20 protein-coding genes and 1 riboswitch are annotated in these 24,149 nt (G+C 35.2%); of the genes, 2 read left to right on the top strand and 18 right to left on the bottom strand.

The genetic code is table 11. The annotated features are described in order from the left end of the window. Positions 1-46: 46 nt before the first annotated feature. From PQ578_RS02370 to PQ578_RS02355, 4 genes are all read right to left on the bottom strand, one after another. The gene (locus PQ578_RS02370) at positions 47-721 is read right to left on the bottom strand and encodes a methionine ABC transporter permease (RefSeq protein WP_098445151.1); all 675 of its coding nucleotides are present in this window, start codon (positions 719-721) and stop codon (positions 47-49) included. After that, entirely contained in the window at positions 711-1,745 is a 1,035-nt protein-coding gene (locus PQ578_RS02365) for a methionine ABC transporter ATP-binding protein (protein ID WP_273832033.1), read from the bottom strand. Before PQ578_RS02365 ends, PQ578_RS02370 begins: the two co-directional genes overlap by 11 nt. Positions 1,746-1,766: 21 nt before the next feature. Continuing rightward, the gene (locus PQ578_RS02360; RefSeq protein WP_273832032.1) at positions 1,767-2,576 is read right to left on the bottom strand and encodes a MetQ/NlpA family ABC transporter substrate-binding protein; all 810 of its coding nucleotides are present in this window, start codon (positions 2,574-2,576) and stop codon (positions 1,767-1,769) included. A gap of 171 nt (positions 2,577-2,747) precedes the next feature. Beyond that, positions 2,748-2,856: riboswitch (SAM riboswitch) on the bottom strand. Positions 2,857-2,958: 102 nt separating this feature from the next. Beyond that, positions 2,959-4,992, bottom strand: coding sequence for a S9 family peptidase (locus tag PQ578_RS02355; protein WP_273832031.1), 2,034 nt, complete (start codon positions 4,990-4,992; stop codon positions 2,959-2,961). 346 nt (positions 4,993-5,338) lie between these two features. Between PQ578_RS02355 and PQ578_RS02350 the strand changes: the two genes are divergently transcribed. Continuing rightward, a complete protein-coding gene (locus PQ578_RS02350; RefSeq protein WP_142329588.1) occupies positions 5,339-5,488 on the top strand; it encodes a BH0509 family protein in 150 nt (49 codons plus the stop codon). Between the two features lie 143 nt (positions 5,489-5,631). Here PQ578_RS02350 and PQ578_RS02345 read toward each other — a convergent pair whose 3' ends face one another. From PQ578_RS02345 to PQ578_RS02300, 10 genes are all read right to left on the bottom strand, one after another. Continuing rightward, positions 5,632-6,621 (bottom strand): metallophosphoesterase, encoded by a 990-nt coding sequence (locus PQ578_RS02345; protein WP_273832030.1) that lies wholly within the window; start codon positions 6,619-6,621, stop codon positions 5,632-5,634. Positions 6,622-6,862: 241 nt separating this feature from the next. Further along, positions 6,863-7,021: a paeninodin family lasso peptide gene (locus tag PQ578_RS22470; protein WP_420541502.1), complete on the bottom strand. Its 159-nt coding sequence runs from the start codon at positions 7,019-7,021 to the stop codon at positions 6,863-6,865. Between the two features lie 17 nt (positions 7,022-7,038). Beyond that, positions 7,039-8,985, bottom strand: coding sequence for an asparagine synthetase B family protein (locus tag PQ578_RS02335; protein ID WP_273832029.1), 1,947 nt, complete (start codon positions 8,983-8,985; stop codon positions 7,039-7,041). A gap of 44 nt (positions 8,986-9,029) precedes the next feature. Beyond that, positions 9,030-10,820, bottom strand: coding sequence for an ABC transporter ATP-binding protein (locus tag PQ578_RS02330; protein WP_273832028.1), 1,791 nt, complete (start codon positions 10,818-10,820; stop codon positions 9,030-9,032). Beyond that, entirely contained in the window at positions 10,813-12,012 is a 1,200-nt protein-coding gene (locus PQ578_RS02325) for a nucleotidyltransferase domain-containing protein (RefSeq protein WP_273832027.1), read from the bottom strand. The genes PQ578_RS02330 and PQ578_RS02325 overlap by 8 nt, the downstream gene beginning before the upstream one ends. A 25-nt stretch (positions 12,013-12,037) precedes the next feature. Beyond that, positions 12,038-12,487, bottom strand: a complete 450-nt coding sequence (locus tag PQ578_RS02320) for a lasso peptide biosynthesis B2 protein (protein WP_273833234.1) — start codon at positions 12,485-12,487, stop codon at positions 12,038-12,040. A gap of 27 nt (positions 12,488-12,514) precedes the next feature. Next, on the bottom strand, positions 12,515-12,805 hold the full coding sequence (locus PQ578_RS02315) for a lasso peptide biosynthesis PqqD family chaperone (protein ID WP_273832026.1): 291 nt from the start codon (positions 12,803-12,805) through the stop codon (positions 12,515-12,517). Beyond that, positions 12,798-13,727, bottom strand: a complete 930-nt coding sequence (locus tag PQ578_RS02310) for an aldolase (protein ID WP_420541526.1) — start codon at positions 13,725-13,727, stop codon at positions 12,798-12,800. The genes PQ578_RS02315 and PQ578_RS02310 overlap by 8 nt, the downstream gene beginning before the upstream one ends. 95 nt (positions 13,728-13,822) lie before the next feature. Next, the gene (locus tag PQ578_RS02305; RefSeq protein ID WP_273832025.1) at positions 13,823-13,954 is read right to left on the bottom strand and encodes a paeninodin family lasso peptide; all 132 of its coding nucleotides are present in this window, start codon (positions 13,952-13,954) and stop codon (positions 13,823-13,825) included. A gap of 14 nt (positions 13,955-13,968) precedes the next feature. Beyond that, a complete protein-coding gene (locus PQ578_RS02300; protein WP_273832023.1) occupies positions 13,969-15,888 on the bottom strand; it encodes an asparagine synthase-related protein in 1,920 nt (639 codons plus the stop codon). A 288-nt stretch (positions 15,889-16,176) separates the two neighbouring features. Between PQ578_RS02300 and PQ578_RS02295 the strand changes: the two genes are divergently transcribed. Continuing rightward, a complete protein-coding gene (locus tag PQ578_RS02295; RefSeq protein WP_273832022.1) occupies positions 16,177-18,942 on the top strand; it encodes a right-handed parallel beta-helix repeat-containing protein in 2,766 nt (921 codons plus the stop codon). Between the two features lie 138 nt (positions 18,943-19,080). Here PQ578_RS02295 and PQ578_RS02290 read toward each other — a convergent pair whose 3' ends face one another. Genes PQ578_RS02290 through PQ578_RS02275 form a run of 4 tightly spaced genes read right to left on the bottom strand, consistent with a single transcriptional unit; the run spans position 19,081 to position 24,143 of the window. Then, positions 19,081-20,628: an oligosaccharide flippase family protein gene (locus PQ578_RS02290; protein WP_273832021.1), complete on the bottom strand. Its 1,548-nt coding sequence runs from the start codon at positions 20,626-20,628 to the stop codon at positions 19,081-19,083. Between the two features lie 28 nt (positions 20,629-20,656). Next, entirely contained in the window at positions 20,657-21,823 is a 1,167-nt protein-coding gene (locus PQ578_RS02285; protein WP_273832020.1) for a glycosyltransferase, read from the bottom strand. 11 nt (positions 21,824-21,834) lie between these two features. Beyond that, the gene (locus tag PQ578_RS02280) at positions 21,835-23,025 is read right to left on the bottom strand and encodes a glycosyltransferase (RefSeq protein ID WP_273832019.1); all 1,191 of its coding nucleotides are present in this window, start codon (positions 23,023-23,025) and stop codon (positions 21,835-21,837) included. After that, positions 23,022-24,143 (bottom strand): polysaccharide pyruvyl transferase family protein, encoded by a 1,122-nt coding sequence (locus tag PQ578_RS02275; protein WP_273832018.1) that lies wholly within the window; start codon positions 24,141-24,143, stop codon positions 23,022-23,024. Before PQ578_RS02275 ends, PQ578_RS02280 begins: the two co-directional genes overlap by 4 nt. Between the last annotated feature and the right edge of the window lie 6 nt (positions 24,144-24,149).

Raw genomic sequence — 24,149 nt, 5'->3', positions numbered from 1 at the left:
AACTGTAAATTTTTTATCTCCGACCCCGTTCCCCCCCCCCTCCAACTTAATCTTTTTTCAAACGAGCTGAAAGAATATTCCCAAACGACTGTAGTCCCTGAACAAGGACAATAAGCAGAAAGACCGTCACGTACATCACATCAACTTCATACCGCAAATGCCCATAGCGGTAAGCAAGGTCTCCAAGCCCACCTGCGCCAACAAGTCCAGCCATAGCCGTTGCCCCAATGAGTCCGATCGTAGCAATCGTTAACCCAAGCACAATCGAGGATCGCGATTCTCTGACTAGAACGTGCCAAATAATGTGTCTCGTTTTGACCCCCATCGCTTCATACGCTTCAACAACTCCGCGATCTACTTCAAGTAAAGCGGATTCCATCAGCCTCGCAATGTACGGAGCTGTAAAAACAACGAGCGGCACAATCACGCCTTTCACGCCGATTGTTGTGCCTGCAATCATTTTCGTAAAAGGTAAAATGAAAAAGAGTAGAATAATGAATGGAATCGACCTGATCACATTAATAACTGCATTTAGCAAGCGGAAAAGAACCTTGTTTTCAAGTGCTTTTTCAGGTCGTGTTAAAACGAGTAACACACCTAGCGGAAGCCCTATTAATACCGAGATCAGGAGGGAAATGCCAACCATCTGAAACGTTTCTATAATGGCACTCCAAATATCTGCTCCCCAAAGATCGAGGAATTCCGAAATCTTAGCTGACATGTGCCTCCACCTCCTGAACATATCCTTCGACGACAACGCCGTTTTCTTCTAAAAAGGCGACAGCTCTATCCGTTTCATCTGTATTACCTTCCAAATGAACGACAAGTCTCCCAAACGGCTGATCCTTTAGCTGCGTAATATTCCCCGCTAATATCGACGGATACACGTCGAACTTTTTACTAACATGCGCAAGAGCCGGACTTCCGGAACGCTCGCCTATAAAGGAAAGGTTCACGATCTGACCACTTTCTTTCAAACGCGTAACGAGCGACTCTGGAAGCTCATCTTGGAAGAGCGACTGTACAAACCGTTTTGCCGTGGATGTCTCGGGTTGACTAAAGATATCAACAACTCTGCCTTGTTCAATCACTTTTCCATTCTCCATTACAGCGACTTCATGACATATCTTCTGAACAACATGCATTTCGTGAGTAATGAGTAAAATCGTAATGCCAAAATCACGATTAATTTGTTCCAATAGCGCCAAAATGGACTCGGTCGTATCAGGGTCAAGCGCACTTGTCGCCTCGTCACATAAAAGCACCTCAGGTTCATGAGCAAGCGCACGCGCAATCGCAACTCGCTGCTTCTGTCCTCCAGAGAGCTGAGAAGGATAAGCATCGCGCTTATCCGATAACCCAACGATCTCTAAGTATTTATCCACCCGATTTTCAATTTCTTTTTTGGGTACGCCCGTTAGCTTAAGTGGAATCGCAATGTTCTGGTGTACAGTTCCCGTTTTCAACAAATTAAAGGATTGAAAGATCATGCCAATTCGCTGTCTTGTTTTTTGAAGCTTATTAGTTGATAAGGAAGTGAGCTCGACATCATTGATAAACACTTTTCCATTTGTCGGTCTCTCCAAAAGGTTCACCATGCGGACAAGCGTACTTTTGCCAGCGCCACTGTAGCCAATGACACCATAGATGCTCCCTTTTTCAACCTGCAGAGAAACATCATCTACAGCTTTTGTTACCGTCTCGCCACTTTGATACGTTTTCGTTATGTTCTCTAATCGAATCATCTCGCCCACTCCTCTTCCAAATTACCAGGATGCCACTACAGATCCGTTAAATTCATCCTGGATAAACTGTTTCACTTCATCTGACTGATAATAGTCCACTAGCTTCTGAATACGCTCATCATCTTTATTTTCTGTTTTTGTCGCGATGACGTTCACCCAAGGGGAATCTTCTGGCTCCATTTCAAGAGAATCTTCTTTCGGGACACGCCCACTTTCCATCGCGAAGTTTGTGTTAATTGCCGCGATCGCAAGCTCACCTAGCTGTCTCGGAATCTGTGAAGCTTCTAATGGAACAAACTCGAGATTGTAAGGGTTTTTCTCAATATCTTTAATCGTCGCTTTTACACCAACGCCATCTTTTAACTCAATAATGCCAGCTTCTTCAAACAACATTAACGCCCTGGGCTCACCTGTTGAGTGGTTTGGCAATCCTACTTTGTCGCCTTCCTGTAGTTCATCAAGACTTTTATATTGATCAGAATAAATACCCATTGGAAAATTAATCGTTGTCGCTACTTTTGAAAGCTCCAAGCCACGTTCTTTCACGAAGTCATTTAAATATGGTTCATGTTGAAACACGTTCGCATCAAGTTCCCCTTCATCAAGCGCCGTGTTGGGCATTACATAATCATTGAATGCCATCACTTCGATCTCAAATCCATCTTCCGCTGCCACTTCCTTCACTTTGTTCATCACATCTTCATGCGGTCCAGCTGTTACGCCAACCTTAAGTGGCTCATCTTCTCCAGAACCTCCAGATGCCTCGTTTCCTGAACAAGCTGCCAAAAAGACTAATAGTAGTGTTCCTAGTAAATAGAATGATTTCTTCATCTTTGAATCTCCTCCAGAAATATGTAGTAATGTAAAGCGTTCTAGCACTAAAACTTAAAAGCACAAAAGTTCTTTTATCTGTTAAAATCCCACCCAATAAAAAAACTCCCTCTGTAAAGGACAGAGAGAGTTGAGTGATTTCGGATAACAAATCAGCCGTGCTTGAACTCCCTCTCATCTTTCAAACGATTGCTCGTTTGCTGGAATTAGCACCTTTCTCACGAACTGAGATGGTTGCTGGGCGTCATAGGGCCAGTCCCTCTGCCACTCTTGATAAGAGTTTTCAATATTATTTAACTATTTTCAATAGTATAGTATCTTTCTCGAAAGGCGTCAAGGGCAGATCGAGAAAAAACGCGTGCTGCGAAAACGCGAGTGCCTGTCACTCCCCGGTATTTGTCGAATCCCGCCCTCCGCGTTGATCAAACCAGTTTACGAGATGCTTCAGCCTCGCCACTCTTAGCTCTGGATGCCCACTGCGAGATAAATTATGATCTGAATCTGGGAATCTCACAAACATCGTATCTTTGCCACGATGTTTTAAGGCAATATACAACTGCTCTCCCTGCTCAATAGGACAGCGGTAATCATGTTCGCTATGCAGAATAAGAAGTGGCGTCTGAATTTGATCAACATACTTCAAAGGCGAATGGTGCCACAGTTTATCAGGGTTCTCATCAAGATCACTTCCAACTTCCCACTTAGTAAAGAAATAGCCGATGTCACTTACCCCATAGAAGCTCTGCCAGTTTGAAATCGAGCGCTGTGTGACGGCTGCTTTAAAGCGATCCGTTTTTCCAACGATCCAGTTTGTCATAAATCCACCGTAGCTTCCTCCTGTTACGTAGAGTCGATCTTCATCAATAAAGGAATAACTCTTCAATGAAGCATTAACACCCGCCATCACATCCTCATAATCGCCACCACCATAGTCCCCTCGGCAGCCATTTACAAACTCTTGACCGTACCCTTGGCTTCCGCGTGGATTTGTGTATAAAACAGCATACCCCTTTGAAGCGAGAAACTGAAATTCATGCATAAACGAATTTCCATACATCATATGTGGACCGCCATGAATTTCAAGAATGAGAGGGTATCTTTGCCCATCTTTAAAGCCAGCCGGTCGCATGATCCATCCCTGAATCTCTAACCCGTCTTTACCGTTGTATGTAAAGCTCTCTGGAGACGAAAGCTCCATATGTTGAAGAACCTCCTCATTTGATTGAGAAATACGCTCCTCATTGACTCGGTCACCATGAAACGAAAGCGTATAGATATCACCAATGTTTAGAGGATCACTAACTGCAACCGCCGCTTCATTTGTCTTCGGTATGTAGTGAAAAGCGTAGAAGTGCCTGTCACCACCCGTTATTTGTCGAACTGTGCAATCGACGTTAGCGCAGTACACGCCAGTGCTTCCCTGTTCACTAGCAAGAAAATAGACTTCCGTTCCATCCTCATTCCACACTGCCCCTGGCGAAGCGCCTCCCCAGTGCATATCTGAAATCAACACATCCGAGCACTCCAAATCAACCGTATCTGTTAAACAAGTAAACTCCTTTTTCTCTACATCAACGGTCCACACCTTATTTAATGTAGCTCCCTCATGAAGAAAGAAGTGCCCGACGAAAGAGAGCTTCTCTCCATCTGGTGACCATCTCGGAGCTTCAAAGCTACCGCCCTCACTGTTCAATTGATCCGGATCGACCTTACCTTCTTCTAATCGCTGTACGAAAAGATCCGACCGCATATACGAACCATGTTCCGCATCCTCATTGCGGCTTCTCACATAAGCAATCGATTGACCATCTGGTGACCAGCTAGGACTTGAATGGTTAAACGGAGCATCCGTCAACCATTTGATCTTCTCTCCTCCTGAGGATACGTCGATGATGACAATCTGCAGGTGATGCCCATCCAGAAAACCAGCGCCTTCTGATTTATACTGCAAGTCCGTTACGACGAGAGGCTTCCGTCCCTCGACCTTCTCTTCTTCCTTTTTATCTTTACTTAAAATGAGTAAAGATGTACCATCCGGCCTCCAAACCGGTGCTGATACACCGCTCTTCAAATTGGTTAGCTTGCGCGCCTCACCACCATCCGTGGAAATTAGCCATATTTGATCTTCTCCTGATCGGTCGGAAACGAAAGCAATCGTCTTACCGTCTGGTGACCAGCGAGGAGAACGGTCCTTCTTTTCTCCTCCTAAAGCTGTCCAATCATGCTCAATCCCAGTATCTCGGTTCACTAGTACGAGGTTTGAAGTATATTCTTTTTCCTCATTTATCACTTTTTTCACATAAACGACATAGGTTCCATCAGGCGAAATCTGAGGATTACCGACAAAGGTGAAATCATATAAAAGCTCTTCCAACTGCTCGCTTTTCTCCAATTCTTTTTCAATTTCTTTCTTCAAACTTTCCACTTCCCTTCTTCTCTTATGTCTCTACTTCCATTAAATAGGTGGAATTCCTGCTTGTTACCTTTGCACGAACAGTTCAGTTACCACTTCCTTTCCAGCCCATTGTCTCTTTTTAGATCATGTTGCGTCTTCAAATCTCAAAAAACAGAACGTATATTCCCGTTTTACCTTTTTATCTCTGAACATCCGCTCACTTTCATACCAAAAGCACATCGTTTTCAGGTGATATATCTCAAAACGGTATTTGAATGATCTCATTATGAGATATATAATGGAATTAACAAATTGAAAGCGGTTACCAAAATCAGAAAGCCGCTTAAAATACTAGGGAGGATTTACAATGAGCCAGCAAGCACGAAACCAATTTATTGATCTTTTGTGCGACAAAACGACGATGAATAGAGAAGAAGTTCTCAAAATGTCTGATGCAGAAGTAGAATATTTTCACTGGCTCTACTTTGATGAATCACCAGCGGACTTAATGATGTAAATAGACGTTCACAGCCCCTGCAGGGAATTCCCTGCAGGGGCTGTTTTGGTATGGTGATTTGTTTCTGAATTTAGTTTTAAATTATTGTTGTTTATTATTAAAGTTTGCTTCATCTTTATCCTATAGTTTTATTGGTTGACCTACTATTGCCCATTAGTGAGAGTTATGATATTAATTTCTGGCGGATTATTAAACCTGAAATTCAAAAAAGAAATAGCGTCACTACTTCCAAGTCCTGCACTGACATATTGTTTTATCCCTTTATATTCCCACAATCCTTTTACTCTGTCCTGTGGAGGCAGGAAACCTCCCCTATCATACCAGGGTTCTGGTATAAAAAGAGCTCCTAAAAAGGGTATACGAATTTGACCACCGTGATAATGACCAGCAAGGATTACATCATAATCTCTTAACTCGTAGCGTCCACTATTTTGAATCGCCTCGATTCTTGCATCAGCCACCGGATAATGATTTAGAGCAACAACTATATCTGAGTCTTTTATAGAATCGAGAGTGCTCATCTCTATCAATAACTGCTCTTCATAGTCTCTATATTCAGAAAGCAAGGCATAACTAGGCATAACCCTACCTTCATAATCCTGCCTATTTGTTTCGGATGTCATTAAAGACAATTCAAAGTCTAATAAATAGATATTAGAATTCTTGTTTTTAATCATTATAATTGATTCGAGTAAGTCCACACCTCGCTTCTCCATCCCTTGAACAAATTCATTTTTCACAAGGTTTCCTTCTGCCGTTAATTTATATCTTTCAGGATCTGTATTTCCTTCAGTAAAAAAGGCATTTTCTTTATTTTGTATACCCTCAATTAATTTATAAAAGGAATCATAGTTTCTACTATCTACATCATCCAACATATCTCCAGTAAATACGATCGCATCATATTCAACTGAATTAATAGCTTTTATAAGCCTCCTCTGATTCTCTCCAAATTCTTTTTCATGAAGGTCTGTTACTTGAAGGATTGAAAATTCTTCATCATTCGTTAGACCTTCTGTTAAAATTGTATCCTCTTTTATAATAACTCGATTGTTTTCCCACACTATATAAAAGACTAAACTAATAGCGAGCAGTAACAAGATCGAAAAAATCTTCAAATGACGTTTTCTCACTGGATACCACTGACCTCTCACTTCAATGATTTTGATAAGATTGAGATTTCTCTGTTTCTTAAGTTATTTATGTATAGTTAGTATTGACTTGTTTTTCTTTAATTGCTCCCCTCTTTCCATCTATATCAAAGAGGGGGTTTTTCATAACATTAGAATAATTTTAATTAAATAACCATGTAATTAGAAAATTAATTTCCAAAACCACTATTAATATTTAAAACTAATAATTAGACCTTAACTGTTAACTATCGTGTAAACAACTAGCATTTGATTGACCTTCGTGATTTTCTTGTCTTCCCTCCGATGCATCAAAACAGTCAGGATTAGCATTTCCAGGTCCATTCATTGTCATTCGAACATCCAATACTTCTAATGATGGTGTAGTCCAAGCTTTCTTCATTTGCTCACCCCCTTTCACTAAAATGATTTAAGAAATCTGTAAACAATTAAACTACGGGTCAATAGTTTAAATTCATTAGTAAAAATTAAATCTGGACGAGGCTCCTTTTCTACTAAACTAAAAGCTTGTTTAATAGCAGGTACATTGAACAGGTGCTCGACATTTTTATCATTTATTACTTGTTGAATTTCTTGCAAGAATTTTTCCCAAGTAGGTATCATTCGATGAATTGTATCCGCTGCTTGTAGCCCTCGAATTTTATGATTTAATCTAACTTGATCTGGAAGCATCTTTTTAGTGGCATTTCTTATGAATGACCTCTCCATACCTCCCTCAGCATATTTCTCTACAGGTAAGGACAGGCAATAATTAATCACTCTTAAATCATTGGTGGGGTCACGATCCCAGACAGAATATCGTAAAGAGAGTTTAGTTGTAGCAACTCCGCTTTTATTCCACCTATATAATTGGCGGTAATATTCTTTTCTATATTGACTTAAGTCACCTACGCCTTCTCCTGAAATATCCATTCCGTAATCCTTTATTTTTTGATAAACATTCGTTTTGGCAGCAAAGGAAGGGTTGATTAAAGACTTTGTTTGATCAAAGACATCATTTTTTGAGATTCTATTTACTATTGAAGGAAAGGCTTTTCTAGTAATAGCAGGTACTAAGTTTGATTTTCCAGTGTTGAAATTTTTAGTATAAAGATCTAACTCATGAAAAAGCTTTAACCATTTTAACTTTCTTAATAGACTTGCATAATACTCCATATTTAAGCCCCAAGATCCCCATGATATGGAGTGATTGCCCCTCGCTCCATTTAAGAGTACCTTTACTCCATTTTGATTCGCTTCTTTAGTTATTCCTTCTAACCAATAACTATTTTCAAAGAATTTATAGGGCATTTCCATTAATTCAAGGAAATTATCTACTTCGATCAAAGGATTTATACCTTCAAAACTTAAGTATGAATCGTTTACATTCCCAACATGTTTAACAGTCTCTTTAATAAATTCACTTTCATTAGGTGCATAATATTTGGGTGTCCAGTCCTCAAAATTTCTTTCAGGAATATAGCTGAAGGTATGAAGCTTTTTAGATTTATTTTTTAATTCACTTGCTGCAAAACTAACGACTGTACCAGAATCTAGTCCCCCACTTAAGTGAGCCCCCACTTCTCCGTAAGTTCTAATTCTTGCTTTTACAGCTTGTTGAAAAACTTCTTGGAAATATTGTTCATATTCTTCTTCAGACTTAAATTCCATCTTCTCTTGAGATAAAACAGTAGTGTATTTTTTTAAACTAACTCGTTTTTTAGATATCGTGATAGAGTGTGAAGGTGGAATTTGATGAACTGATTTGTAAACTGTAGTACTCATGTCTACTGATTCCACCAAGTTAGGAATAGCTAAAAATTCAGCTAGCCATTCTTCGTTCAATTCTTTTTGTACATAAGGTAAAGTTAATAATGGCTTTATAGTAGTTGAGAAAGCAAATTTATTTTCATTGTAAAAAAAATACAATGTCCTAGTCCCAGAAAAATCTCTTGCACCGAATATTTTTTTGTTCTTCACGTCATAAATCACAAAAGCAAAATCACCTAATAGATACTTTGGCGTTTCTTCTCTCCATCGATCATAAGCGAGTAATATCAATTGACTATCACCAATATCACTTCTTGCATGTTGGTTAATTTGTAATAGATTAAAAAGCTCATCACGATTATCAATTATCGCATCGGTAGTAATAACCAGTTGACGACTGTAGTCATAAAAAGGCACTACTTCATTTCTAGACTCGGGAGTAATCCATTGAGCCATACATCCTAGAAAAATCCCTTCATCACTCCAGGTATGTAAATCATCTGCAGGATACTGTTCAAAAGGTTGCATTATTTTATTTTCGTCTGCTGGGTTTATAGATTCCGCGTTTAAATTAAAAATTCCTGCGATGGCACTCATGATTTCCTCCTTAGAAGTCTGATTTTATATTTTTGTATTACAATCTATTTCGTTAACTTTAATTGATTTTGCAACAACTGACTAAAAACGTTTCTCTTTTCTTTTGCGAGTTGATTGAATCCTCCCTGCTGAATTACTTCTCCTTCATCCAGTACCACAACCTGATCAGCGTTTCGAATGGTTGATAGTCTGTGAGCAATAACAATAATCGTCATTTTACCTTTCAATCGATCTAACGCATTTTGAATTTTCGTCTCATTTTCAGTATCTAAAGCACTAGTAGCTTCATCCAATACGAGAATCGAAGGATTTCTAAGAATAGCACGAGCTAATACTAGACGCTGTCGTTCCCCCCCAGATAATTTAATACCTCTATCCCCTATTAAAGAGTCAAGGCCATCAGGGAGTTTACGGACAAATTCAGCTGCTGAGGAAAAGTCTAATGCATTCCAAAGGTCCTCATCCTTGGATTCTGGTGCCACGAGCATTAAATTTTCTCGTATTGATGAATTAAAAAGAAAAGGGTCCTGCGCGACGTAGCTAATTGAACGTCTGAGTGATAAAAGATGCTCGCTTTTTAAAGGGACACCGTCAATGATAACTTCTCCTTTTTCAGGTTTGTTTAGCCCCATTAACAAGTCGATCAGTGTACTTTTCCCTGCACCTGATCTTCCAACAAACGCTGTCATTTTATTTGAAGGAATAATGATATTAATCTTTTTCAAAGCGTAAGGTCCATCTTGACTATATCGAAAATAGATATCTCGACATTCCATACAATCACTAATCACCATTGGCTGAAGTGAACTTTCTTTCACGTCATATTCCCTCGATAAATCGCATTCATTCTGTAGGGCTTTCACAACTTTAAATGAAGGAAGTGTAGTGGCAATTTGCTCCATTGACCCTTGAATTCCTGCTACTCTTGGCCACAGTCTGGAAAAAATCACAACAATTAATGTGAGTTGACCAACCTGGGCCTGAAAAAGATGAATAGACATATAAATAAAGACGGCAATTAAAATGACTGAAGCAGCTTTATAATATAATTGCGACGTAGTTTTCAATTTCATATATTCGATTTGTTCATTTTGCATTTTTTGAGTTACATCGTTAAACCATGTCATACGTGATTCTTCCAGTGTATTACTTTTAATATCTTTAATCCCGTTGATTTGATCAGTAATACCAGCTACATAAGTTTTTGCAAGTTCGTAATTGCGATTACCAAGTGCAAGAGAGCGCTTAAGAAATTTGCGATTGAAATAGATTAAAACCAATCCACAAAGCAAGACAAAAGTAGTAATGACTGGTGCAAGTAAAAAAGCAAGCCCTATTTGAATTGAAGTGATGATAAGGGAGGACAAAAATTGCAGCAACGAGTTTGTACCAGAACTGGCTCGCCCTACTTCAGAGAATAAAATATTAATAAGGTCAGATTTTCTGTTTTTTATAAAAAAGGGCCAATCAGAATGGAGAACTCTTCTATAGGTTTCTTCACGTATATGTCTAAGAAATCCCTGCTGGATTGTTGTATTTCGAACAGTGATTTGACGTTGAATAATATGTTGACTAATAACCAGTATAATAAAAGATCCTAATATGATTAATAATCCCCATGAAGCCGGAATGCCTTCTAAAAATTTAAAAAATGTTAAAAACGGAATATCGTTAACATCAATATCAACAATACCCGTTATACCAATTAATGGTATTAACAAAAGAATACCCGCTCCCTCTAAAAATCCAATTAGCATCATTGCAATAAGATTAAAATAAAGTACCTTACCGGCAAATGCATGAATTTGCTTCAAGAAATAAAACACATTACCCATATTGCTGCCCCCTTTGGGGTATTAATCCTTTTAATTTTCTCCAAAACCACAATACTGGCCGAAGCGGATAATATAAAAAGCGCAGCGCATTTGGTAATTTCAATACTTCTACATCTTCTGGATAAGGAAGTAAAAGACTTATCAGGTATAATATTTTCTGGTGGTATGACATAGATGAGAACAAATACCGTTGGTGATATTTTGTAATATGTTCAGGAACAGGATTGGTGTGTAGATTTACCATGTTTTCAAAATAAAAGACTGCTTGTTGCGCAAGTTTTATTGAGTGAGCATTGAAGTTCGGAAACTGGCCTGGGATTTTAGCATTTAGAATTTGAGAAGCTAAAATCATAGTTTGTTCGCCAATCGGCGTAAAATAATAATGCCTAAATAACTTCTGCGTATTTTCCCAGTCAATAGATTCCCCCATTAGTTGCCGCACGTCTACTAACCACCTTAATCTAGACCAACCATGACGTGCCCCGTGGGACGCTAGAAACAAAAACATATCTTCTTTACTAAGTAAATAAACTGGTGACCTAGTTAAACTGCTTAATCGTTTCCTCTCCCAAAGCTCATTAAAACCAGGCTCCTTAGATGGACCAGGATTAAGCCGCCAATGAACCTCCACTTTTATTCTTTTTTCAGGATGAAAATAGGTCATATGGTGGTGGCGCCATTTCCAGTCACTTAATGTCGTTTCAAAATAATCATTTTTTTCATAACCATCTTTAGTTAACAAGTCTTCTACAAGATCCAAATCATTAATTGATATCAGAAGATCTAAATCACTTGAAGTACGTAGTGATACATCTCCATAGAGGTCATGAGCTAGGGCTGGTCCCTTTAAATATAATGATCGTACGTTCTTATTAAAGAACAACCCACTAAGCCTTTCCATCTCTCCACTTAAATGAAGCATTTGAAACGTATTTTTTTTGAACTGCTTTGACAAGCTTTCTATGACAAAAAGTGGAATAATTTTATCACTAATTCCTTTTAATTTGCTATAGACTAAAGGGTATATACGGTGATGGTTTGTTTGTTTTAGAAACATCTCCCAATCAATTTCTCTCAATAAGTTAGGATTAAAATGCAATTCAGTTCTAACATCTTCCGATTCAAGTATTTTCATGATTAACTGCAGTTCTTTCGGTATGGCATCTAACTTTAAGGTGCTAGTTTTTAACATGTATCTTCCCTTCTGTCCTATAAATTCAAATCTTTTTAGCAAACTTGGCTACTACGGTGAATCTCTCCATCCCCTCAGCCCCAGTAATATAGTAAGGTCCACTACGTAGCCATGCATGAGCGATCATTTCTCCTGACTCCTCTTTAGCAGTACCAAGATATAACGTACTTTCAATCCCTCGTTTTTCTAACATACTCATAGCTGCCATGGCTTTAACGAGGCACTGACTTTCCCACAAAGTATACTTGCTTACAAGATGAATAGCATGAGAGATCATCCTCAAAGTTTTGCGATGTAGCTCTTTTATTTCATAATCAGTCTCATCCATCTGTATTCCTAGAGTAGGTGCTACTTTTGAAAATGGAACACTTTTGGCCAACCGCGCTTTCCCTAAATAATAATAAGATTCTAGCAAAAGACTTCTTGTCTGTTTATTCAATGAGAGATATGTTTTTAGCTTTCTCATTAAGCTAATTATTCCTTTCTATTGTTTTTTCTTTTACTAATTTACTTGTAAAAGTCCTTCTTCCATTAAGTGTTCTAGAAAGGAATACACGTCTTCTTCACATGTATGTCTATCAACCTCAAAAACCTCCATTAACCTCGTAACTAAAATATTAATACGGATTGGTTCTGCTATTTGGCCCCAAATCTCGCCACCAACATACCCAAGATTGAAGTATTTCCCATTGTGAATGCTCAGCATTACCTTTTCACCATCCATATCACTAACAATGTTTCCAGGGGCCTGTGTAACGGTTTGTTGAGCAGTAAAGGTCTGGCTTTTAAGCATGCAACTTCTCTCCTTTTTTAATCGTCGATAATATTAGATCTCTAATCTCACCTGCTGTAAATTGAGAGGTAGGACGATTGATACGATAACAGGGAACTCTTCCAGAAATTTGAGATGTTATTTTAAAATGCCATTCCATTAAGCCCAATCTAGGAACAAAAAAGTTCCGATACGTGTGATTAAATAAAGTATGAATTGCTTGCAATGAACGAATAGTACTAAGCTCTACCTGATCGCATTCGCTTTTACTTAGCTCTATTATTCCCCCCAGTGGTAAAGCATCATTATAAAAATGCTTATTAACTGGAATCGCATATTTATCTTCTCTTTCAAATAAAGGATTAAACTCCCTTTTATCAATGCCGAACTTTTCCAAGCTTTTCGACCATAACTTTTGCTGCGGGTATGAGGGAATAACAATAGGAAATTGATTAGAAAGAGAAACAGGTATGACATCATCACTAAGAATCTTATAACCATTTGCGATGAATGAAGCGGCAAGTGTTGATTTCCCTGCACCTGAATCACCAACAATAGCATAAGCCTTCCCATCGATTGCTATAGCACTTCCGTGCAAAGCCAAGATCTTTCTTTGAAGGAGTATTGCTCCCATACAACTGCCAAGAATATACAATCTCATTTTATCCACATTTTCTTTTCCTAAGGGTGATACAACAACTCTTTCTCCTTCTTCAATACAAAAGATACCAGTATCTTCTATTTTAAATAAGACTCTTCCTTGTTTCACTACAAACTTCCCTTCATTACCTTCCTCCTGCCATAATTTTGTTAAGTCAGAAATCTCAATAGATACATCAGCATTAGTAGTTAACCTTACCTCTTCTAATTCCGGAAAATAAATACAACTAGTCAACTGAAGACCGAATGATTTATAGCTTTTCTGCGTTGGATATATTCCCAATAAAATCACCTCAATTACACCTAGTAAGATTTTAAAATCAGCCCTTATACTCTCAGAACGTATAAGGGCTATAAATTATTAGTGCGATGTAGTGTTTAGCTGTAGTGATCAGCATCTTCCGGATCCGGATCATTTTGCTCTGCATCCTCTAACCGTAAGCCTGGACCAGCCATAGTCATTTTTATATTCAATGATTCCAATGACGGTTTTTCCCAGTTCTTTTTCATACTTTCACCTCCCTTCAGAAATGTTTATCAATGAATCTTTTTAAAATTAGACATCGTATTATTATTTTAAATCGCTGCTCATATATTAATGTTTGTTCTGGATCTTCACCTAGTTCATTTAAGAGAATGTTTAGTGTAGGAATATGAATAAACTCTGATAGAATAGGGTGAAATACCATTTCTTTCAATTCAATTAGAAGACTATTCCACTCCGTAGACATTCGGTAAATACCATCAGCACCTTGAATCCCTCTAGAACGATAGTTTAACCTCACTTTATCTGGCAATAAACCTTTAGTAGATCTTCTAATCAGAGAGCGGTCAATTCCTTTTTGTATAAACTGCGAATTAGGTAAAGATAAGCAAAAACGAATGATTCTCAAATCATTGGTGGGGTCTCTGTTCCACAATTTGTACTTCAAAGAAAATTTTGTATAACTAGTGCCGTTTCCCCAATAAAAAAGTTTCTTAAATTGATTATTCCTAGCTACAAAAGTGTTTGGGATAGTAAGTCCTTTTATATCAACATCATTTTTTTGTAGTAATTCTTCTACATTAGTACGAATTGCAAGATTAGGATTTATTACTGATGGAAAAGGATCATCTAAGCCTTTTCTACCTCTAAAAGCTCTATTATATATAATTTCAAAAATTCGCTTCCTACCTGTTCCTGTATTTTTATAGTAACTTTGGATTTCACTATAAAGATGCACTAATTTTAGTTTTTTTAATAAATCTGCATAATAATCAAATGTAGAACCCCATGAGACAGAATAATTTCCTCTCGCACCATTCAGAAGTAAACTAACTCCAGATTTATTAGCCTCTTCATAAATCCCTGACATCCAATATGAATTCCCGAAAAATTTATAGGGCATTTCAATCGTCTCTAACCATTCGTCTATTTCTGATATTGGACTTCGATTATTAAAACTAAGATATTTATCTTGTATATTACCTACATGTTCAACAGTTGATTTAATGAAGGGTCTTTCATCTGCAACTCTACCCCTAGGGGTCCAATCGTTAAATCCATCCGCTGGTATATAACTAAAGGTATATAATGGTTTGTTTTCACTCTTAAGTCTGTTTGCGGCAAAACTTACTACTGAACCAGAATCTAACCCCCCACTCAAATGTGCTCCTACATTCCTTGTTGTTCTAACTTGTTCACTAATGGTTTTACTATATAACTCTTTAAAAGCTTCTTCGTACTCTTCATTAGATTTGAAAATGGTTTTCCTACTTAAATCTATAGCATTGAACCTAGAAAGTTCTACATTACCATTATTCACTTTAATTGTGTGAGAGGGAGGGATCTGTTGAATGCCTTTATAAACAGTTGAAGTTAAGCTAACTGTATTAAACATATCCGGTATGGCTAAAAATTCAGCAACCCATTGTTCATCTAACTTTTTATCAACAAAAGGTAACTGAAGTATTGAACTAATGGTTGTACTAAAAACAAATTTCTGATGATTTTGATGGAAGTAAAGAGTTCTGCTTCCTGAGAAATCTCTAGCTCCGAAGAGTATTTGATTTTTAGCATCCCATATAAAAAAAGCATAATCTCCTACTAATTGGCTAGTTATCTCTTCTCCCCATTTTTGATAAGCAAGTAAGATTAATCGGCTATCAGAAATTGTGCTGCGATCTTCAGCATCAATCTGGAGTTTATTGAACAATTCACTTCTATTATCGATTATCGCATCAGCTGTAATGGTTAACTGACTATTGTAATCACAATAGGGTAGTGTTTCACCTACAGATTCAGGGGTTATCCATTGGGCATGACATCCAAAGAAAAGATTATCTTGGTGAAGTAACTCGATATTATCTGAAGGGAATTTGGCAAATGCACTCATCATTAGCTTGCTATGTTCTATAGGAATGGGTTCCTTATTTAAATGATAAATACCAGCAATTGCACTCATATGATCCTCCAGTAATAAGTATGTAGTTTGACTCCCATGTTTCGTTCCTTATAAAGAACGGTTGTTTCAAAAAATAACTAGACTCAAGAATTAATAAAGTTTAGTTAAATCCAAAGCATTTAGTTCTTTATAAAGAACATTTATAAATAAAAGATATCATTACATACTTAAGTTGTCAATATGAATCGTTTTCAAAATATTTTCCATTAATACGTATTATGTACAAGCACAAAGAACAACATGACATAAGCTAATAAATAAAAGAGTAATTTAATGGAGGTATTTCGGATGGCACAAAAAATTCAAATCAAGAGCTGCTTAAAGGCAGAGCTACCTATTCTAGATATTGGTGAATTTGGACTTTGCACGGATACAAATGAACTGTTTATTGGTTCTGAAAAAGGTAACCTTAAGTTCGCACCAAACGATGCAATAGGTGTTTTATCTAGTCTAAACACTAATAGTAAAACAAATTTAGTTAATTCAATAAATGAAATAAATGCTCGTGATAATTTGGAGTTGATTAAAGCTAGTAATACTAATGGAAATATCGTAATTGATGGTCGAGAACTACGAATATTTAATGATCAGGATATTAAAAGTACAATTGAATCGAAAGCAAATACTATTCATGATCACACTATTAATTCCATCACCGATATTGATACAAATACCATTCCACCATCTGTTGGAGATTATTTAAGTTATAATGGAACTAATTGGATACCAACACAAATTTCAAATACTATTTCTTCTTCAAGTTACTTGGTTGAACTAAATCGATGGGGCATCAAAAATGATAAAACTGATTCTATTAATACAGTAAAAGGAATAAATGATGCATTTCTTTGGGCATACGAAAATAATTTTTCATATGTTAGTTTACCTAAAGGAGAATATCTAGTACCTTCTTCTAGCAGTATACAACCACAAAATAATACTTTTTACGATTTTGGTAGTTCTAAGATATATATGGAGCCAAATGATCAAGAGAGAACAGCAATTCTTAATATTGGTTCTTCAGATGCTACTAAAAAAGCACATCATATTACCATTTCAAATGCAGAATTTATTGGTGATCGCTATGCGCATGACTACTCCCCAGGAGGCACCCATGAATGGGGGCACTGTATAGCGCTGAAAGGACATTGTAAATTTATCACAATATTTAATTGCATTATGAAGGATGCTACTGGTGATGGGTTTATAGCGGAAGGAATTTATAATGTCTGGTTATACCCAACTTCATCTAATTTTGAACCAGGTGGTATTAATGAAGGTACTGGATCCAAACAAACCTCGCAAACGACTATTAGAACAATCAATCCTTACGATGTAAGCCATTTTAGAGTAACAAATAACGACAATAAATTTATGCTTACAGGTAATGGTTACGGTACTCTCTATGGCATTACTACTGATAGTTTTGATATCTTCTTTTATGATAGTAATAATAATTTCATTTCAGCATTAAAAAATAAAACTTGGTACGAGGACATAGAAAGACCAACAGGTGCAAAATCTATGCACTTCGTTTTGAAACAAACCTCATTAAATGGAATTGCTTTTGAAGTCAGAGCTGAACCACGCCCAGAGTTTATCACTATTGAAAATTGCGAAATTTTTAATAATAGAAGAATTGGAATTACAGGCGCAACGATAAGACATTTCTTTATCAAAAATAACATTGTTCACGACAATAATGGTTATGTAGGTGTTGGAATAGACATTGAAGACGGCTATAGATCTAACCAAAATATTTATATACTTGGAAATAAGCTATATGGTCATGGGATAAATGACATCATCTTTGTGGGAACTTATTACGTTACCGTTCAAAGAAATTCACTCACTTCAAACTTGAGTGGTAGTGGAAATCATTGGAATATAAGTAATAATTTCTTTCAAAAGTCTGGAGGGAGTATTTTTGCAGATAATGTAATATTCAGTAATAATAATTCTCATGATGCGGCTTTTTCATTTGGGGCTCAGAACAAAGGTAGAAACATAATAATTAGCTGCTGCACTTTTTTTAATTCAAGTATTGCTTTGAATCAACAACAGCCATATGCAATTAATGTTGATAATTGTAGTTTTTATAATGATGCAGATAAAAATAGAGGTAGTTCAATTTCAAGCTTTAATTATATAACTAGGCTTAAAAACTTAACAATAATCGGAAGAGAAAAAACAGGTGCTACATTAATAGCTAGTGAAGGAACACTAGTAGAAAACTCAACCTTTATAAACCCTAAATTTAGTGGTTCCTACTGGTTAAAATATAAAAATTGCAAGATTGTTAAACCTATTGTTATGGCAACAGGAAATGAATTAGGAAAACAGCTAGTGTTCGAGAGTTGTGACTTCACAATATCAGAAAGGTTTTTAACATTTAACAGTCCAGGTTCTGATTTAAAGCTAATTCGTTGCAAAGTACTTTTTGAAAATAACGCATTAGACTTCATTAGTATTACTGATGCAAAAATGGTTCTATTCTCAGATTGTGAATTTATTGCTCCTAATGCCAAGTCGGGAGCTTTTATTAAATCTAGTGGTTTAAATAAAGCTTTTGTTATTATTGCAGGTAATAAGTTCTATGGTACTTCTACAAATGTCAATGCAGTGGAGTTCACATCAAAATTAACTGTAGAACCTACTCTTTATTATAATAATACTATAGATGGGATTGCGCCCATACCTCATATTATTGGAGAAACGCATAATTCAGGAAGTACAATAACAAGGCCTCAAAGAAGATTAACAGAAGGGCTTCAATATTTTGATACGTCATTAGGGAAACCCATTTATATAAAATCTAAAGGAACTTATGGTTTATATTCAAGTGAAGCCGTATTAAGAAATAAAGGTTATAGGTTAGGACACTTAGTAATTGAAGATGGGAGAATATACGAATGTCATACTCCTGGTATTACAGGAAATGAAAAACCTATATTCAACACCCATTTAGATGATACCACAGAAGATGGAACAGTGATTTGGATTTGCAAAGGAAATCCTGCAATTTGGGTTAATTCGAATGGTTCTGTAATTTAATATTTTATATTCAATTACTTTTAATATTCTCTAAAACTGACCTTAAATAATACGTATCTTTAATCCATCCTGTTCAGACTAGATATAAAGAATTCCTAATAAATTCTCCATGTTTAAAGAATGATGTTCATCTTTTAATTAATTATCCACTTTAAAGTCATTTCTATTATTAAAAGGTTTACTAATGAGTTTTATTACTGGTTTAGAAACTAGTGCTTTCTCTTCATTATTTAAAGCAACATACCACATTAAAGATATGTAAAACATAGAAAACACAAGTATTTTCACAATTAACATTCCCCAACTATTAACCGTGTAAAAACTATTCAATTTATTTATTAAAATCACACTAATGATCATAGGCATACTCATCATTAATATATTTTTCCAAAATCTAGGTATGTCGATTTTTATTTTTTTCCAGTAGTAAACATTCATTACTATGGTATTTCCTAAAGTAAAAGCAATACCTGTAGCAAGAGCGGCTCCCACCGCCCCCCAAAATTGAACAAATATCAAACTTAACACTACATTCATTATTGCTATACTTAAAAACACCATTGATTTAAATTTATGCATGTTCTTTGCTTGGAGTATTGTACCTCCTATCCCTTGTATCAGTGATGATACTAAAGGAATTAATATTAAGAGGGCAATTAAGTATGAATTCTCATATTTTTCACCAACCCATAAACTAATAAATTCTTCCCCCAGTACTATAAAGCCACAAAGTACAAAAGAAATGATAATATACTGAATTCTCCCCACTTTAATAAACAAATTTGATAATTCATCACCTACTTTTCCATTAACAACTATAGTAGTTACTCTAGTTAAAAATAGGTTTGAAATAGCTGAAGAGAAACCTAAGAAATAACCTGTAAATGCTGTTCCAATTGTGTATATGGCGATTGCTGCTGTACCGCTATATACACCTAAAATCAATTGATCAGTTGACCAATAAATTTTGTCAATAATTAAATTCAAAAAGATATACACTGAAAAGGTTAAAATTTCTTTAAATAAAGTCCTGTCAAATTTTTTGAAATTAAATCTTACCTTAATAATTTTTAAACTAAAATACATATTAATTACTATGGTGAAGAAACTTAAAGAAGTTGTAACTACTGCCATTGATATTGTATTATATCCCAGTAACAGTAAGGGTAATACTAATATTGGATTTAATAAGGAGGTAATAATAACTAATGCTTTTTGAAAAATGAATTTTTCATGCGCTAAAACTATTACATTGAATATTCCAAATGTTATTTCTGCACTTACTCCTATTATCATAATCATCATTAATATTTTTATTTTTTTTAATTCGTTTTCACTTAAAGAAAGTGAAAACAAAGTATCTATATTATTAATTAAAATCATACCTATTCCAAATGCAAGTACACCTAATATAGAGTATATTAAGAAACACATACCATAAAGATTATAACAACCTTCATAATCCTTAGAAGCTCTATATTTTGCACTGTATCGAATTAGTGCATTTCCTAAACCGAAGTTAAGGACTGCTAAAAAACCTACAACTGAAGTAGCTAAGATATATAAACCATATTCTTCCTTACCAAGCACTTGCAACATAATAGGTATATAAACTAAAGAAATTGCACTATTTATAAAGAGACCTAAATAAGATAAAATAGCCCCACCTTTTAGTTGGCTTTTCATTTGTTAACTACTCCTCATTGTAACTATATCAATCTATACATTTATAAAGTTTATTTATTTCTGAATGCCCTCCAACAAATTCCTTCTTACTTAAATTATCCTGAAGCCTGGTAGCCAATTCTTTATCATTTAATACTTTAAGAACAGATGAAAATATCTTATCACTATCAAAATTAGTTATTAATCCTGTTTGTAAGTGAGTAATTTGTTCTCTAGCCCCAACAAAGTCTGTTGTCACAATCGGCTTATTAAACGCTCTTGCCTCTGCAAGTGTAATACAGTATCCCTCATGTCTGGAAGGTTGAACATACAAATCACATTGTGCTAAAAACGGATAGGGATTTGTTAAAGTTCCTAACAAAATCATATGATCAGCTACTCCATGTTTTTTAATCGCATTTTCAATTTGTTTTCTTCCGTCACCTTCTCCTATACAATACCATTTAACATTTAATCCATTTGAAATTAAATCAGATAAAATTTTGGGTATAAGGTCTTGACCTTTTTGTGCACTTAATCGCCCAATAGTTAGTATACGAATACCATCAAACTCATCTGTGAATCCCTTTTCTTTTACTGAGAGTAATATCAGATTATTTTTATTTATAATATTGTAAAATACATTAGTTTTAGTTTTTAACCCAGGGAACATTTTCAAAAATTCCTTTTTGGCATATTCTGATACGCAGAATATTCGATCGTAATTTACATATAAATCCTTATAAGGTTGTAATTCTTTTTCATACTGAGAGACATCACTATGAATCCATGCAACTTTGACACTTGCTCTTATGTTTTTCATTACATAAACAACCGGAAATGATGCAGGTGTATGATAGGCTATTGCTATATCATATTCTGTCTCTAAAATAGGTAACATTTGAGATTCATAATACTCTCTTTCATATATTGTTTTAAATTCCTTAACCATAAACCTATATTTTATTAAGCTGCTAATTTCTTTAAACTTACCTTTCTTTAATCCGCGCCAAATTTTTTGAGTAGTTTTTTCTTCTCCGAAGATAAATTTCACTTCGACATGTGTGGGAATATCTTTTACAAGCTCTCCCTCAGCCCCCATTAACAACAAAGTAATTTTGAATTTATCCTTAGGTATAACTTCTAGCATAGATAGTAATGCTTTCTCTATCCCCCCTACTATTAGCCTCCTGGTAACAATTACTATACTTTTCAAATGGAAACCTCCTATGGAATGAATTCTTTTACAATTTTATTTTCTTGGGCTGAATCTAATATTTCTTTTCGTAAGTTGAGAGATAGATTTTTGCGTAAATCTGGATTTTTTATCAATCTTAATATTCCATTCAACAATTCTTTTTCGTTATCAGTACTAACGATCAAGCCTGTCACACCGTCTACTATTTGTTCTTTTGCGCCTGTAAAATTAGTAGTTACTATAGGTTTATTTAGATACTTTGCTTCAGCAAGAGTTATACAAAATCCCTCATGTCTGGAAGGTTGAACGTAAATATCACATTGTTCAATATAAGGATATGGATTAGAATCTCTCCCCAGGAAAACAAACTCATTTTTCATCTGATATTCTTCTACTAGCTTTTCATACCTCTTTCTTGAATTTCCTTCACCAAGACAATACCACCTAACATTAAGATCTTTTTTCACTAATTCAGCTAGCACTTTAATAGCTAAATCTTGTCCTTTTTCCCCTGAAAGTCGTCCTACAGTTAAAATTCTAATTCCTTCAAATTCATCATTAAAACCTTTCCCATTTTTAGCTTGACTACTTATTAGTTCTGAAGAGATTAAATTTGGAAATACCTCGACCTTATTTTTTATTGCTGGAATCATACTAATCAATTTAGTTTTACCTTCTTCTGAAACCACAAATATTTCACTAAATTTTTTAAACATTTTAGATTCTGATTTTTTATTAAATGATATTTTAGTAACATCAAAATGAACCCATTGGATTTTTTTTCTGGCTTTAATCTTTTTTAATACATAACAAGATATTAAATCCATAGGTCCAGCATAAGCAACGGCTATATCATAACCATATTTTATTGAACAGTCCTTAAGTAAATAACTAATATAAATCCTTCTATCTTTTAATAATTTTGATGATAAGTAACATTTCAATAACATAAATGAATTGATGAATTTGCCCTCTTTGAATAGAGAAATCACATTGCAATATGGTGAGTTTTCATACATTTTTTTTATTTCTTTATATTCTTCCAGTATTTCTATCTGTACATGGTCTGGAATATATTTCAAAAAGCCTCCTGACTTTTCTAATAAAAACACGCTTATTTCATATTCTTCTTTTGACATTTTACTAATCATATTCAAAAACGCTTTTTCAGTGCCTCCAATGTTCATGTTTATTAGCATAAAAATTACTTTCTTTTTCATACTTCACCCCAATCTAAGTATCGACCTTTAAGAAATCTATTCAAATTTGCAAATTGATTACTTGAGTTTATTATTACACCGCTCAAATCTGTTTTACTATTAAGCGCTCTACTAATATAATTCTCATCATGTTGAAATTGGATATTCAACATATCAATACCTAAATCGCTCATGTTTAGATCTTTAAGCAAATTGGAGGTTTTATCACTATAAATGATAGGTATTATTTTGGATCCTAATAACATCCCCAAAATATTTGCATGAAATCTAGCTGCCACAATTAACTTAAAAGAAGCTATTAAAGTAATAGCTTCTTTTAAATTTCCCTTGTAATTGTATATTTTCACACTATTTAATGTATTAGAATCGAGGGACGACATAATGGCTTTAACTACTTTTAAGTCACCCTCTTTCTCACAAAATGACATTAAACAACATTCATACCCTTTTTCCACAAATGTATCAATGGTTTTCACAGTACTATCTATATACTCTTTACTGTAACTGGATAGTCCCTTCTTATGATTTACATCTATTATTGAAAACCCTATTGTGTTTGTTTTCTCTTCTGGTTTGTATTGCTCTGTTTTCATTTGAAAAACTATATCTGGGGCAATTCTCACTTGTGGAATATCTTCAAAAATTGTAAAAGAGGAAACATCTCTAAAACATACATCATCACATAATTTAAATAGTTTTTTATAGTCATCTATAAATTCATTAGATGTGTAAGGTCCAAAATTTGCACCTAAAATAAATACTGCTTTGTTTCGCTTTTTAAACTCTTTAATCAACTTCATTCTTTCACTATACAGAGACTTGTGGTATTGCTCTTCTCGGAATATAGATCCACCAATGAACAAAAGTCCATCGTGCTCATCAGCAACAGAGTCAAAATTAGTGATTGAATCTTTAATCTTGAGCCTCTGCTCTATTTTGTTTAAAAATGTATATTTTCTAGCAACAACATTTTTATATTTTGAAATGAATTGATTGTAATTCTTCCCCAAATAATTGATAGTAAATTGAGTTTCGGGATATTTTTCAGCAAGAATATCTAAGAATAAATCATCTCCAAGATTATATTGTAAGTAAATGTCTACAAAAATCCGTTTCAAAATTTC

The sequence above is a fragment of the Guptibacillus sedimenti genome (genome assembly GCF_028610665.1).
GTDB lineage: Bacteria > Bacillota > Bacilli > Bacillales > Guptibacillaceae > Guptibacillus > Guptibacillus sedimenti.
The sequence above is the reverse complement of the archived record's forward strand: the minus strand, read 5'-3'. Positions and strand labels throughout refer to the sequence as shown.